The organism is Mucilaginibacter gossypii (assembly GCF_017569325.2).
In the GTDB taxonomy this organism is placed as follows: Bacteria; Bacteroidota; Bacteroidia; order Sphingobacteriales; family Sphingobacteriaceae; genus Mucilaginibacter; species Mucilaginibacter gossypii.
Genome location: NZ_CP071878.2, coordinates 548,469 through 564,114, shown reverse-complemented (window position 1 = coordinate 564,114; position 15,646 = coordinate 548,469). Strand labels below are relative to the sequence as shown.

The window sequence follows — 15,646 nt, the reverse complement described above, 5'->3', positions numbered from 1 at the left end:
ATATTATGTAGTAAAGTTCCGGACAGCCGGGTTCTAAAGGCAAGAATAATTTTAGGTAAAACAGCGGTTTACTTCTGAAAAGCACACAAAAAATGGCCTTTTTGAGGCCCTGATAGTATTTATATGTATCGAATAGATTTTACCGGACAATAGTGAACCGATCCCGTTATTGCAACACTTTGGAACGGATTTAAGCCCTCAATTATTCAAAAGTCGTATTTCATAAACAGGCCCGGCCATTGCACCCTTATCCGCCTGAAATTTTACCCGAAGACTTTGGTCTGCGTTGTATTTCAAATTTACAGGCAGGTCATATTCAACGGTATAAAAAGCGTCACGTTTACCATCCTTTAAATCAACTTTCACCAGTTCCTGCTCATTTAGAAAAATGCTGAATTTATGGTTCCTTTCCGTCCCAAAATACGTAACACTAATCTTTTTTGCTGCTTTATCTTTATCAGTCAGCTTATAGCTAAACCAGCCTGTAGCAGCCCTGAAGTGCCTGTTGAAATTAACACCTGCAAAAGAATTTTCCTTTTCCATGAAATGATCTGATTCAGGCTGTTGCTCACCCGGAGTCAGCATATCGATGGTATTAGCAGCTAGTTTTGCTTCCTTCGCATCCTCCTCCGCTAACTTAGCCTGCAATTCGCCGAAGCCTTTGGCTGATTCTTTTCGCCAGTACACAACATAGCGTGCATCCTGGATCTTGTAAAACGGCACCAGCTTCAGGTTTCGGTATTTAGCCGGGTAAATTAACCGCACGGCAGTGAAGGACATTGGTTTATTTTTATCAGCAACTGTCATCGGGGCATCATTAGCAGAATCGCTTACAAAAACCGGCATATCAGTAAGCTTATAAAGGTTACCCGCAGCAACATGCCCCATCCTGCCATCATCAGCCTCACGGCCTTTTTGGGCAATTGTATCAATCACTGAAGCAAGTACGATGGGCCCGTGCAGCACGGCTTCATAATTAGAGCCGTCAGGAAGTTTCTCTGTCGTTGTCTGCATCGGTAATTGGACGGTGATGACATCTCCTTTCCTCCATTTTCTTTTTAGCTGCACATATGATAACGGCTGAGCTGTAACTTGAACAGGCCGGCCATTGATGTTAATTGAAAGCGCGCTGGCCTTTACCCATGATGGGTACCTGATGTTTATCCCGAATGCGCTATTGCCAGTCTTCAAAATCTTCAGCCTTGTTGTTTCCTTGTCAGGGAACCCGGTTTCCTGCCTCATTTGCAAGCCTTTTTGCTTCCATATAAGTTGTGATGGAATAAACAGATTAACATATAGCTCGTTATCTGAATGACTGTAGATCATTTCACCATACTTTGAATGATTTTCCATACCGGAGCCAACGCAACACCACATGCTTGTTTGTGGCTGGGAGTACACCCTGTAATGCCCGGGGCGCATCGGTGTAAAGTAAACAAAACCGCCCTTCCCCGGCCGCTGGGTTGTAAGGATATGATTATACAACGCCCGTTCGTAATAATCGATATAGGCAATATTCGGATCTGACCTGTACAGATCTTCGGTAAGCTTAAGCATGTTATAGGTATTGCATGTTTCGGGTCCTTCAATACTGGAAATCATGGTTGAGAAATCTGTAGCAGGGTTAAAATGTTCCCTTACGCTGTTACCACCTGTTGCTACCGACCGATGATGTACCACGGTTTGCCAAAAGAACGTCGCAGCATGATTGTAAGCGGTATCACCGCTGTAATCAGCAATCCGCTTAAAACCTATCACTTTGGGGATCTGCGTATTTGCATGTAAATTATCCAGTTTATCCTGACCTTTTTCAAGCGGCTGAAGGAGAGCCTGGTGAGAGAAACTGTAGGCCGCGTCAAGGTATTTCTTTTCGCCGGTGATGCCGTATACATCTGCCAGTACCTCATTGACACCTCCGTGCTCATTCCCAAGCAGTTGCTGCATTTGTGACTGGCTAAGTGCTGTACTGATATTGTAAAACCAATCTGCCAGTTTAATCAGCATGACTTTTGCTGTTTGATTATTTTCATACAGCCATGCATCGCGCAGCCCGGCAAATACTTTATGAATATTATAGAAAGGCACCCATTTCTTATTGAAATCTGTAAAATCACCCTTCATTACCTGGGGCCAAAGTTCGCGGCTTCCAGGCACGCCACCCAAATATCCGCCACCGTTTTTGTCCTGGCACAATTTAAGCTCATTGATCATGTAATCAAGGCGCTGGCGTATACGGTTATCACCGGTAGAAGCATACATCATAGCCAGGGCAGAAAGATAGTGGCCACCGATATGCCCATCCAGGCCCGAATTTTCCCAATTTGTATAACTTTTAGCTTTTTGTGGCAGCCCCGCCTCCCTCCTAAAAGGTGCAAGCAGGCGGTCGGGCTGCAGGGCAAGCATATAGTTGAGGTCTGTCTGCTCCTGTTCTTTAAAAATCCCCGGTAATAGCCTGACATCCTGTAGAGGGAAGCTTTTGACAACCTGCTTTTGTTGCGCCCACAGCAAAAATGGGCTAAGAATTAATAAAAAAGCGATGCGTTTCATAATTGGGTTTTTATCGCCAAGATACATCATTAAGTGTTAAAACAACAATAAAAAAACAACATCATGGAAAAAGTATACCATTCTTAAGGGCTGTTTGATAAGAATGGAAAGTTTTTGCAGGGATGCATCGCATACATTTCCGGGCGGACTGGCCGATTTAAAGATTAAAAAAGCAATCGATGAAAAACAAAAGCCTTCAAATCGCTAAATCTGAAGGCTTTTTGTTTTTTGCCTTTTTACCTATCAATACAATAGCCTAAAAAGGCCATAATTCTTTCTAATAGTTACATTATATTTTCACAAAACCCCATTGTTGATTGCGGCTTCCGGAATAAGTCCATTGCTCAACTGCAATGCCGTTATTAAGTGAAGCTCCGGTAATGTCCAAAGCCTTCCCACTGTTGGCATTGATAATTTTATAATATCCGTTGTCGGTTAGCTGAATTGACCATTTCTGATTTGCGCCGCCACTGTAGTCCCATAAATCTATCTGCCCGCCGTCAGCTCCGCTCCAGCCATAAACTTCAAGGCACTTTCCTGTGGCGTGCATAGGCGTTAACCTGTAATAACCACCTCCCGCATCTTCCACTTTAAATTGCTGGTTTGCCCCTGCTAAATAGTCCCACTGATCGGCCTGTGTTTGATTAGCAGTTCCCCAACCTGCAAATTCCAGGGCTTTAAAACTGTTTCTGCTGTAAATCTGATAAACCTGCCCAACCTGAATCGATGAAGACGTATTGTTTTGCCCGCCCTGTATTACTGCGGCTAAACCTTGTTGATCGGCCGCTCCGTTAGTTTGCCTGCTCATAAGCCTGAATGCATTATTACCCGTCGCGCCGTCATCAAAATAAAACGGACGCAAGCCATATTGTAATGCTTTATGGGTAACATAATTAAGATAATACGCCCTGCCTGCAAGATGCAATGTTAACGCATCTCCCGTTAGTGTTGTGGTCCGCCGGATAGCTCCATATTCGCCCAATATCACCGGAATGCCCTTGTCAATGAACTTAGACTTCATCAAAGGAAACTCTGCAACTGCATCCGACTCCTCACCATAGGTGGGATTCCTTGAAGCATCCGTTGTAGAATGGTAGCCATTGCCCCAATAATAGAACATACTGCCCCAGCTTGCATCTGATGACAAACCGGCAAAATTAAAGGGAGTATAATAATGCACTTCAACCATCAGTCGATTGGATGCCGGATCTGTAGGCAAGATATTCATTAAACTGTTGGTATTATCAATGTTAGTACCCGGCCCCTGGATAAGGAGCACCCTGTAACTGTTATGCCCCCCAGTTGACCGCACCGCATTGACAAACGTTTGGTGATAAGAAAGCAGTACCCCCATTCCCGTAGCATCAGATACTGCAGGTTCATTTGCGCTGGCAAAGATCACATGTTCGTCAAAGCCTCGCATTTGAGTAGCTATTTGTTCCCAAAAGGCTTTTTGTTTGGCATTAACTGCGGCCTGTGCAGCGGTGGTACAATTGTTCTCCAGCCATCCCCCGTCCCAATGTATGTTCAATATCACATATAAGCCGTCATTAACGCAATATTGAACAACCTGCTGCACCCGGTTAAGCCACGATTGCTGTATTTGCCCGGTGTTTTGGTCAGAGTACTGGTCCCAATCACAGGGAATACGAATTGCCGTAAAACCGGCTTTCTTTACTCCGTCGATAAGTGCCTGTGTAACTAATGGATTGCCCCAGGCAGTTTCTGATCCACTTGCTTCCAGCGTATTACCTATATTCCACCCCAATTGAAACCTTGCTGCAAGCTGTGCGGCTGTACTGCTTACCCCTGTTTGATCAGGCGCAAGAGGTGACGTATTGTAATTTGGATAACTGGTTATAGCCAATGTTTTAACTGCTTTGGAAACAGGCATCTTAACAACCGGACTGGCAATTTGTTGCTTTTGGCACCGGGTAAACAATAAAATCGCGGCTACGCCGAAAAAATAGTTAAGTGTTCTCATATTTAAATATTAATTGGTTTATAGCAAAAAAGAACAATTAAACATAGCGCATAAACAAACGTCGTTTTAGCGATTGTGCTTCTGTTTTAAATCAGTGCAGGTTGTTTTTTGGTTAAAGCCTCTCTTAGGCCATTGGTTTGGGAGCCAAATATATAGGCCAAAAAGGCCACAAAAGTGAATAAATAGGGTACTGAATGTTTAATTTAAAAGAAAATATGATACTGGTGACTATAATCTTGAATACTATAGATATAATTCAAGATAAAATATAACGAAAATTATTATCAACTGAGATTAAGGCCCTACTATAGTAATTTAAATAAAACTAATTCATTTCACTCCTTTAAGTTGTAAATAATAGTAATTTAGTAATATTATTAATACCTCAACCTACTTTAAATGATTAGCAAAATAGAAGAAACAGCCGTGACCATGTCCGTGGGTTCGCCGCTACAAAATTTGGGGTTTTATACCTCCCTTACTTTCTTAATGGCTATGGTGATTTTTCAAATCAGGTATACAACAAAAAAAAAGAAACCCTGAATATTATTTAAAGTAGTCATAAGGATATTTATAAAATATCCGATCAGTAATAAATGTTGCTCACCAGTTAGCCACCAATTGCCAAATTCGATGCGGACAGGCTATATTGTGAATTTTAACCGGTATATAAAACGAATAAATATGCGTGCAGCTTAATTGAGCTGCCGAAGATGAAAATAACTGTGTAAGAGGTTTAGCTTTGCTAATTAACTAACAAACTACCCGGGCATACGCCAGCAGGTGATACTTTTAAATGAGTATCATCTGCTGACGTATTAAAATGAGATAACTGAAGGCTGCTATAGTTTAACGATATTAATGAAAGCAACATCGTTTTCCCTGACAGGAAGTTTCTTAAACGCCCTACCTGATGTATTTACTATAATATCCCCATGCCAGATGGCTGCACCATTATTTTCCTTTTTTAGTTTGTCAACCTCTGTTTTTGTCAGTTGAGCAGGTTTATTGAAAGACAGGTACGTTGTGTACGGATCATTTACTTTATATCCCGTTTTATAGATTTCCATCCGATATTTGCCGCTGGGCATACCGGATATTACCAATTCAACCTCTCCTTTTGATTTAGCAGGCAGGTCGCGGACATAGTAAGCCTGGTTATTGACAGAATCAGGCAAAGTATAAGTGTAGTCCCAAAGCAACACCTGAACATCCCCTTTTTTATTTTTACAGGCCCAGGAGGAGCTATCCTGATCTGTTATTTCCGTTTCACCTAATTTGTTTAAAAAAGAATAGACAAAAAAAGCCGGCTTCTTTATCCCCTGAGTATTGAGTAAACCGAAACCTCCGTGGAATGGCGTAAACCGTGGTCCGGCCTCTTCAAAGATGTCAGTGAACGTCCAGTAAGACATGGAATTGGCTGCAGATCCGGTTTGCTTCAATTTTTCAAGTATATATGCCGCTTCGTGATAACTATCGTGTATGGGATCTGACGGAGTATAAGATGAGCTCCATTCGGTATAATGTAATTCGAGGCCCGGAATTGTGGAGTTTTCTATTTGCTTGCGTGAATTCCGAACATCACCGCTAACGCTTCCTTTGTTTTTGTCAAGTACGGTACCGGTTGAACCGTACTCGTCCAAAAAGCCTTGTTTTACACCATAAGCATGGGTACTTATAAAATCAATAGGAACTGAATTTTTGCTGCAAAAATCTATCATGTCAGGTACCCATGCCGCACCGGCAGTAGCCGGCCCCCCTACTTTATAGGCTGGGTTTACGCTTTTTATCGCCTTCGCGCTATATTGATACAATTTAAAATACTCTTCTTGCGAACCTGTCCAAAAACCATCTTTGAGGTTCGGCTCATTCCAAACTTCAAAATACCATTTTTTAACTTCGTCAATTCCGTACCGCTCGGTAAAATGCTGAGTAAGGTTACGGATTAAACCTTCCCATTTATTATAGTCTTTCGGGGGTGTTACATTTCCCCTCCACCAAAAAATTGTCTTATTACCACTTGCCAACGCTCCCGGCATAAACCCCAGTTCAACAAACGGTTTCATGCCTATACTTAAAATATAATCATATAAAGCGTCAACGTATTGGTAATTATATTCCGGCTTACCATTCCTGTCTTCCCGGTAAACAGCCATATCGTCTGTAAGCAGGCCATGCATCCTGATATATTTAAAACCGCATTCTTTTTGTACAGTGGCCAATTGCTGCTGCCAGTCGGACCGCAAGCCTTCATTTGCGCGCCCTGCTCCTACACAAAAATTAAATGACCTATTAAAACGTCCTTTTTCTTTTTTAAAATCGATGTTGATAACCCTTTTAGCTTGATTTACTTTTTCCGGGTTGTTACCTTGAGCAAAAACGTTACTAAAAAAAAGGCTTCCTAAAATAATGGGTAAGATTTTCATATTGATTTTTATATCTCAGCTTACAATATTGGTACGCAGCAATAAACGAAGCTAAGCAATATCATATCAGAGGCTGCAAATTTATGTTGCACCATGCTCCTTATTGTTGGTAAATAGGGATACAAATGTTAATTTTTGATGATCGTATCTGCAATGACCTTCGCCGGTCTCTTCAACAGTTTTTAAAATTGGTATTATTTTCGCATTTGTTAGTACTTTTCGGCGATTTTACCTTCAAATTTAAATGTCAATAGCTGTTCTTAAAGCTTCACTTTTAGCTTTTTTGGGAATATTGCTGGCTCTGCATTGGCGTTTTGACGCCTATTATTGATAAAAACAACTTTAATTGACTTATAATCAATTAGTTAATTTTAATTAACATTTGTACCCCCATTTGTAAACAATCGATTGCGATTGGTCATCTAATTTCATCCTCCATAAAGCGGCATATCTTCTATACCGATGCCGTAGTCTGATGCCTGAACAACGGGACAGATGATAACCAATTTTATGAATAACCTAATTTAAACTAAGCATTATGCCAAAACGCGTACTTATTAATACTTGTGCCATTCACGAGGCAAACCATTAAAAAAATCAATTCAGGATTTGTTGTAAATATCCCGTCCGCATTACGCAGGTATGCTTCCGTGTAAATATCCCGATGCTCTCGCCAACTTCAGTTCCACTGTAATCAAATATGAATATGACAGGATAAATCAAGTCCGAAACCAATCAAATAAACAAACCAAATAACCAAACAATTATGAACCCCAATTAACATGGAAAAAGATTTACGAAAAAGATTAAGACATGTAGTACTGCTGTTTACAACTTTGTTGTTGTTAAACCTTACAGGTTACGCGCAAAGTGTTAAAATTACAGGTAAAATTACCAGTACAGACAATAATCAGCCGCTGCCCGGTGTAACCATTAAAGTAAAGGATTCGCCAACGGGCACACTATCTGGTGCAGATGGCAGCTACAGTATCAATGCAAAAAATGGGGATGTGCTGATTTTTAGCTTTATAAGTTACAATTCACAGCAAATATACGTAAGCTCATCTACCGTTATAAACGTAGCCCTAAAACCCGCAACCAGCGACTTGAACGAAGTTGTTGTAATTGGTTATGGCACCAGGAAAAGACATGACCTTACCGGGGCTATATCGTCAGTAACAGCGGCAGACCTATTAAAAGCGCAACCTACCACATTTGACCAGGCCTTACAAGGAAGAGTAGCGGGTGTGGTTGTACAACAGGTATCAGGCCAGCCCGGTGGTGACGTTAACGTGCAGATCCGCGGTTTGGGCGGTTTTACAGGCGCCCCTCCCCTATATGTAATCGACGGGGTGCAGATCCCACCGAATGGACAGTCGGCTATTGCGGGCAATGGCACTAACCCCTTATCCAGCATCAACCCCTCAGATATAGCTTCGATAGATGTGTTAAAAGACGCTTCAGCGACCGCTATTTATGGTTCGCAGGCATCTAACGGTGTAATTATTATTACCACTAAAAAAGGCACCACAGGTCCTCCGCTAATTAGTTATGACGGATACCAAGGCTGGCAAAAATTACCCAAGTATTATGATGTGATGGATTTAAGGCAGTACGCCACTTTCATGAATGAAAAATCGGCAATTATCGGTTATGATATGCGGCCGCAATTTGCAAATCCGCAATACCTGGGTGTTGGTACCAACTGGCAAAAAGCGCTGTTCCGTACAGCTCCTATGCAAAACCATAATTTAGCCATCAGCGGTGGTGATAGCAGGACAAAATATTATATATCAGGCACCTATTTTTCACAAACAGGGATAGCGTTAGGTTCGGATTTTAAACGTACTTCGGTTAAAGCAAATATTGATAATAAAACTACCGATTGGTTAAAGGTTGGTATCAACTTGAATATGGCGCATGTGGCCGAGAATGTTACCACTTCCAACACAGGTGTGATTTTACAGGCGCTTAACCAAACGCCTGATGTAGCTGTAAAAAACCCTGATGGTACATGGGGAGGCAATGACCCCAATATTTATGGTGCCGTGGGCACTAACCCGTTTGCAATAGCAACTATTGTAAAAGATTTTAAAAGCCGTTATCAGCTATTTAGCAATGCTTATGCAGAAATCCAATTCACCAGGGATTTAACATTGCGCAATGAGGTTGCCGGAAATTTTGACTTTGCAACTGAAGATTATTTTAACCCAAGCTATGTTATGGGCGCTTACACCAAGAGCAATAACAGTGGTACCGCTTCAAGCGCGCAAAATTTCTATAACTCAATCTCGAATTATTTAACCTACCAGCACACATTTGCAAAAAAATATTGGGTAAACGTAGTGGCTGGCCATGAAGCCCAGTTGCTTAAAAATAGCGGCATATCGGCTACCCGAACCAATTTTGCAAGTAATAACGTACAAACAATCAGCAGCGGCGACGCCACAACTGCAACCAATACCGGTGTTAAAGGACAAGGCGCTTTAGAGGCCTATTTTGGCCGGGCTAACTTTACTTATGACGACCGCTATTTGTTAACCGCAACCGTACGTCATGACGGTTCGTCGAAATTTGCTGAAGCCAACCGGTGGAATACCACATATTCAGGTGCCCTTGCCTGGAAGATTAACCACGAAAGCTTTCTTAAAAGTATAAAAGCGATTAATGATCTTAAGCTTAGGCTCGGTTACGGATTGGTAAACAATCAAAATATTGCTGAATATGCTTATGGTTCAACTCTAAGTACAATATCCACCGGTTTATCGGGTAATTCGCAAATAACTACTACAACTGGTAACCCGAACATCAAGTGGGAAACTACAAAATCATATAACCTTGGTTTGGATGCAACTGTGTTAAACGGAAGGATCAGTTTAACGGCCGATGTTTATTACCGCAAAACCAACAACCTTTTGCTTAGCCTTACCTTACCGTATTATTCAGGCACATTTGCCGCCGGCGGATATTCACCCGGCGCAGTGCAAGCGCCATATGTAAACGTTGGCGCGGTGAGCAATAAGGGCTTCGAATTTTCACTTAATACACAAAATATCCGGTCAAAATATTTTAACTGGAGCACCAACATCAACTTTACCCGAAATATTAACAAAGTACTTGCATTGGTTGACGGCACCCCGGCAATCTACGGATCTGTTTCCAAAACTGTTGTTGGCCGTTCAATCGGCGAATTTTACGGATACCAGGTGCTGGGTATTTACAAAAACGCCGCCGACTTTGCAAAATACACCGCCTTGCCCCAAAATGGCAGCGGCCCTATACCTATAACGCCAGGCTCAGGTGGTGTTTGGGTAGGTGATGTTATTTTTAAAGACATTAACGGCGATGGTAAAATTGATGCAAACGATCAAACCTTTCTGGGCTCGCCCATGCCTAAATTTCAATTTGGCATCAATAACAGCTTTAGCTATAAAAATTTCGACCTGAATATTTTTATGGCCGGCAATTATGGCAATAAAGTTTATAACCAGTTAAAGGTTAACGGCGATAACCCTAATCAAAACTTTGGCTATTTTCCATCTGTTTTCAACTATGCTAAAATCGGTTTGATTAATCCAACCGGTTCCAGTTCGGATATCAACAATGTATTCATTACAAACCCTTCAACCAACATCGTCAGGATCAGCCAAAGCAGTGGTAATGATAACCAGCGCTTTTCCGACAAATACGTCGAAAACGGTTCCTATTTAAAGTGCAAAAGCATCGCTTTAGGATATAGTTTTTCAAATAACCTTTTGAATAAGATCAAATTAAGATCGTTGAGGGTATATGTTAACGTAACCAATGTGTTCACCATTACCAAATACACCGGCTACGATCCTGAGATTGGCTCATGGAACCCATTAGCAGCCGGTATCGATAATGGATATTATGCACAGCCGCGCGTTTACACATTTGGCCTGAATGTATCCCTAAACAATTAAAATCAAGATTTATGAAACGTATCAAAATAAATATAGTCTTGCTGGTTATCGGTATAATTATGATAAGCAGCTGCAAAAAAGATTACCTTAACCGCCCCCCTTTAACCGGTATTACTACCGATAATTTTTATAAAAGCGGTTCGGATTTAAGATTGGCTACAGCTACACTTTACGCGCAGCCCTGGGCTACCTGGAATAACTTTCCATTGCTTGGGATGGGGGATATCATGAGCGGCAATATGTTACAGCCTTATAATGCCGATCTCGTTCAGCTTACTACCTTTTCCATCACGCCGCAAAACGGAACGCTAACATCGGCATGGCAAAGCTTTTTTAACGTTATAGCGCATTGCAACATCAATATTAAAGCCATTAATACCAAAATGCCCGATAGCGTAGCCGTAAAAAGTAAAACAAGCGCGCTTGGTGAAATCAGGTTTATTCGTGCTACTTCCTATTTTTATCTTGCCCAGTTATGGGGGCCTGTACCTATTGTAGAAGATAATGACAAGTTGATAGCTAACCCGCTGGTACCTCGCCATAAGCTTGAGGATGTATACAAGTTTATTATCAATGATTTAAGATACGCCGTTGCTAATTTGCCCCGAACTGATCAGCCTGGCCGTGTTACTACATGGTCGGCGCAGGGTATGCTGGCAAAAGTTTATTTAACCCGGGCCGGTTTAAATCAAAAAGGCTCACGCAACCAGTCTGATCTGGATAGCGCCGCGTACTATGCCGGTAATGTTTGCAAAACCAGCGGTTTATCTCTTTTACCAAGCTACTACAATCTTTTCAGGACACAGTATAATGACAATTCTGAATCATTATTTGCCTATCAATGGGCGCCTGGCGTACCTTACGGGCAAGGTAATTCCATACAAGCCCAATTTGCACCAAGCGGCAGCCTTGTTACCGGCGGCGGCGGCTGGGGCGGCGCAATTGGCCCAACGATAGATCTTGCAAACCAGTATACTGCCCAGGACTCGGTACGCCGCAAAGCTACATTTATGCTTACCGGTGATAAATACCCTGAGCTTAACGCGGCAGGTGGAGGTTACACAGCAACTGGTGTAAACGTTAAAAAACACATAGTAGGTACCGCCGCCGATAACAACTCGCCTACTATGGACCTTTGGTCATCTATCGAGCATAATGCTGTATTACGCCTTGCCGATGTATATTTAATTTATGCCGAAGCTTTATTAGGCAACAACGCATCAACCACTAACACGGATGCATTGCTGTACTTCAATCAGGTACGCAGTAGGGCCGGTGTTGATGTTGTTATCCAACTTACTCCCGATATCATCATGAAAGAAAGACGGATTGAGCTGGCCTTTGAAGGCCAGTACTGGTTTGACCTTGTGCGCCTTTCTTATTACGACCCTAATAAGGCAATTTCGATAATTAGTAAGCAAATAACCCTTACAAATGACCCTGATCCTAATAACAGGTATATACCGCGTTCGCAATTTAGCTATGATCCGGCCACTGGAGTAAAAAAAGCATCTAATAATAGCCTCATCATAACGCCGCCGACCGTTAACACATTTACGCTGCCTATACCGGCAAATGAGCAAACGGCAGACCCTAAGTTGTTAGAGGCCCCTGTACCCTATTATTAATTGCATTCAGAATCGTTTAGATAATTCTTAAAATCATGAAAAAATTAAATCATATTAAAAGCTGTTTGCTGCTTGCCTTGCTTGTTGCGGCCGCATTTATGCAATCCGGCTGTAAAAAGGATGCAACATCATCATCAAAAGGGACTCCTGTGATTACCTCTATTCGTAATTATGTTGCCCATCCCGGGGATTCGCTACTGAGCAGTGTGGGTACCGGTCAATGGGTAGTTATTTCGGGTAAAAATTTAAAAGGTGCACTTGCTATCAATTTTGATGGCGTAAAAGGCTCTTTTAATGACGCATGGTTTTCAGATACCAGCGCTATCGCCCTGATTCCGGCTGTTATTGCGTTCCCGACGGTGCCTTCGGAAAAGCTGAATACCATTCAATACATCACCAATCATGGTCAAACTACGTTTTCGTTCCCTATTGTAGCGCCCGCCCCTACTATTACAGGCGTTTCTAACGAAGACGCTAACCCGGGCGATTCGGTTAAAATAAACGGGCTTAGCTTCTTCTTTGTTAAAAGCGTCATTTACGGCGGAATTAATATCACCAACTTTAAATCGTCAAATGATGGTACAAGCATTAGTCTTGCGGTGCCTGCAGGCATTACGCAAACGGGTGGTATTGTAAGCGTTGAAACAAAATCAGGCAAAGCCGCTACTGTTTATTCGATACACAATTTTGTAAACGGGGTATTGAATAATTACGATAACATTAATAATTTCTCGTGGGGTTCGGGCACTTCCAACAGTTCGGCAAACTACCCTGGCAACGCTGGTTATTATGGGATCATGAAAGCATCAAATGTCCCTGCCGGCGATGGATCCTGGTGGAATGACGGCAGGTCAATCAATACAAACTCGGCGCAATGGATACCTCAGGCCAACATGAAAGATACCTTAAGCCATTATGTTTTAAAATTCGAGATATCGGTTACCAAGCCATGGACAAACGGCTCTATCCAAATAGTAAAAGATTATTCATGGAATTATTCAGCCCTTTATCATCCATGGAAAACCTCCACAGGAGCAACAGTTCCGTTTACTACCAAGGGCTGGCAAACAGTTACCATTCCATTGTCAAATTTTGTTGACAGTAAAGGCTTTCCGGCACCAACGCTTTCAGATCTGCTTGGTTCATCAGGAGCCGGGGCCATCAACGTTACATTTACTAATGATGGCTCAAGTACTGTTCAAAATTTTGAGGCAGCCATTGATAATATCAGAGTAGTAAGAGTTAAATAAGCGAGAGAGTTAGTTGATTATAAATGAATGCGCGGGGCCTTAACAGGTCCCGGCATTTTTTTAGCTGATGCCTGGATATTAAAACTCTGAAAGCTGAGATACGGAGAAAACTCCGGTAAAGAATTTAATATAACTGTTCATAACCTGACAACAGTTTAAATTAAAAAGTAAAAGTTAGTTGAATAGGTGAATGCCCGGGGTTTTAGCAGGGCCCCGGCATTTTTTAACAACGTAAGCTAACAAGGTTATGTGCAGCATGAAATTTAAAAAAACGGTTCTGCGTACCTCAAATAACTACACCATAATTGTTCTAATACTTACCTAACCCAAACCAATAATCGCATGCAAAAACAAACAAAGAATTTATTACCAATCATTTAAAAAATGGAAAAAACATTTTTCTTAAAACCAGTATTTTTAATACCAATTGTATTGATTTCGTTTTTTTCGTGTAAAAAAACGAATAACGCCCCGCCGGAACTTACTGTAAACCAAACAGCAATAACTTTTACACCCCAGGGCGGTGCACAGGATTTTTCTATTTCCTGTAATGCAACATGGAATATCGTTAATCTAGGCTCCACCTGGCTGCAGTTAAGCACCACCTCAGGCAACAGCGGCAGTATCGTTATTCATATCAAAACGTTATCAGAAAACGGTACAGGATCAACACGTTCCAGTACCCTTACCATAAACTCCTCAAACGGACAGGCGAGAACCTTAAAAGTGTCTCAAACATCAAACCTTTTCCCCAATTACAATACTTCACCAATAGCTCCTGATGCAACCGGGATGAGCAGTAACGCTGTTCAGCTTGCCACGAAAATAAAATTGGGTTGGAATATTGGCAATACACTGGAAGCTTCTGGCGGCGAAACAGGCTGGGGCAATCCGCTAATCACTGAAGATTATGTAAAATTTGTAAAACAGCAAGGCTTTAATGCCATACGCCTCCCCTGCGCCTGGAACATGGGCCATTTAAGTAACCCGGCAACTGCACAAATAGATCCAAACTGGATAAAACGGGTAAAAGAAGTAGTAGGGTATTGCGTAAACAATGATATGTATGTGTTGCTTAACATCCATTGGGATGGTGGCTGGCTTGAAAATAACATTACCCAAGCCAAACAAGATTCAGTTAATGCTAAACAAAAGGCATTATGGGAACAAATTGCAACGGCCATGCGCGATTTTGACGAGCATTTGATGTTTGCCAGTGCCAATGAGCCGGCAGCAGATGATGCCGCAGCGACAGCAATACTTTCTACCTATCATCAAACCTTTATTAACGCGGTTAGATCAACCGGTGGAAAAAATGCCTATCGTGTATTGGTACTTCAGGGCCCCTCTACTAATATGGAGAAAACAAGTGCTTTTATGACCAATCTTCCGCAAGATCAGGTGACAAACAAGCTGATGGTAGAGGTACATTACTACTCTCCATTTCAGTTCTGCTGCCTGTTGGACAATGATGCAAGCTGGGGTAAAATGTTTTATTATTGGGGCACAGGGCATCACTCGGCTATTGAGCCTGAACGAAATGCCACCTGGGGTGAAGAGAGCGATGTCGACGCCTCATTCAACCTAATGAAGACAAACTTCGTTGATAAAGGGATTCCTGTTCTTTTAGGCGAATATGGTGCCTACAGGCGCGACAACACAGCGCACGTTCCTTTAGATTTACCAACACATGAAGATGCGGTAGACTATTGGAATTTTTATGTTACAAAACAAGCAAAAACACGTGGCATGCTGCCATTTTATTGGGATACAGGCGGCGCTCTGGACAGAAGAAATTATACAGTAAAAGATCAGCGTACGATAACCGCTATTAAGCAAGGCGTAAATTAAAAAAAACGCCCGGGGC

General features: G+C 42.0%; 7 protein-coding genes. 4 read left to right on the top strand and 3 right to left on the bottom strand.

The features are described from left to right. Positions 1 to 198 precede the first annotated feature (198 nt). The 3 genes from J3L18_RS02565 to J3L18_RS02555 form a co-directional block, all read right to left on the bottom strand. A complete protein-coding gene (locus J3L18_RS02565) occupies positions 199 to 2,547 on the bottom strand; it encodes a glycoside hydrolase family 127 protein (protein WP_129570646.1) in 2,349 nt (782 codons plus the stop codon). A 289-nt stretch (positions 2,548 to 2,836) separates the two neighbouring features. Continuing rightward, the gene (locus J3L18_RS02560; RefSeq protein ID WP_129570647.1) at positions 2,837 to 4,531 is read right to left on the bottom strand and encodes a cellulase family glycosylhydrolase; all 1,695 of its coding nucleotides are present in this window, start codon (positions 4,529 to 4,531) and stop codon (positions 2,837 to 2,839) included. An 842-nt stretch (positions 4,532 to 5,373) separates the two neighbouring features. Continuing rightward, positions 5,374 to 6,957: a GH39 family glycosyl hydrolase gene (locus tag J3L18_RS02555; RefSeq protein WP_129570648.1), complete on the bottom strand. Its 1,584-nt coding sequence runs from the start codon at positions 6,955 to 6,957 to the stop codon at positions 5,374 to 5,376. 782 nt (positions 6,958 to 7,739) lie between these two features. On the opposite strand from J3L18_RS02555, the gene J3L18_RS02550 reads away from it, so the two are divergent. The 4 genes from J3L18_RS02550 to J3L18_RS02535 all read left to right on the top strand — a co-directional run bounded on the left by J3L18_RS02550 (position 7,740) and on the right by J3L18_RS02535 (position 15,630). Next, positions 7,740 to 10,901: a SusC/RagA family TonB-linked outer membrane protein gene (locus tag J3L18_RS02550; protein WP_129570649.1), complete on the top strand. Its 3,162-nt coding sequence runs from the start codon at positions 7,740 to 7,742 to the stop codon at positions 10,899 to 10,901. Between the two features lie 11 nt (positions 10,902 to 10,912). Then, positions 10,913 to 12,529 carry a RagB/SusD family nutrient uptake outer membrane protein gene (locus J3L18_RS02545; RefSeq protein ID WP_129570650.1) on the top strand — a complete coding sequence of 539 codons (1,617 nt, stop codon included), beginning with the start codon at positions 10,913 to 10,915 and terminating at the stop codon, positions 12,527 to 12,529. Between the two features lie 35 nt (positions 12,530 to 12,564). Beyond that, positions 12,565 to 13,779, top strand: coding sequence for a glycan-binding surface protein (locus J3L18_RS02540; RefSeq protein ID WP_129570651.1), 1,215 nt, complete (start codon positions 12,565 to 12,567; stop codon positions 13,777 to 13,779). Between the two features lie 384 nt (positions 13,780 to 14,163). Beyond that, positions 14,164 to 15,630: a cellulase family glycosylhydrolase gene (locus J3L18_RS02535; RefSeq protein ID WP_129570652.1), complete on the top strand. Its 1,467-nt coding sequence runs from the start codon at positions 14,164 to 14,166 to the stop codon at positions 15,628 to 15,630. Positions 15,631 to 15,646: the final 16 nt, after the last annotated feature.

Coding starts and splice junctions, on each gene's coding strand:
- J3L18_RS02565 (WP_129570646.1), bottom strand. CDS start 2,547: ATGAAACGCATCGCTTTTTTATTAATTCTTAGCCCATTTTTGCTGTGG.
- J3L18_RS02560 (WP_129570647.1), bottom strand. CDS start 4,531: ATGAGAACACTTAACTATTTTTTCGGCGTAGCCGCGATTTTATTGTTT.
- J3L18_RS02555 (WP_129570648.1), bottom strand. CDS start 6,957: ATGAAAATCTTACCCATTATTTTAGGAAGCCTTTTTTTTAGTAACGTT.
- J3L18_RS02550 (WP_129570649.1), top strand. CDS start 7,740: ATGGAAAAAGATTTACGAAAAAGATTAAGACATGTAGTACTGCTGTTT.
- J3L18_RS02545 (WP_129570650.1), top strand. CDS start 10,913: ATGAAACGTATCAAAATAAATATAGTCTTGCTGGTTATCGGTATAATT.
- J3L18_RS02540 (WP_129570651.1), top strand. CDS start 12,565: ATGAAAAAATTAAATCATATTAAAAGCTGTTTGCTGCTTGCCTTGCTT.
- J3L18_RS02535 (WP_129570652.1), top strand. CDS start 14,164: ATGGAAAAAACATTTTTCTTAAAACCAGTATTTTTAATACCAATTGTA.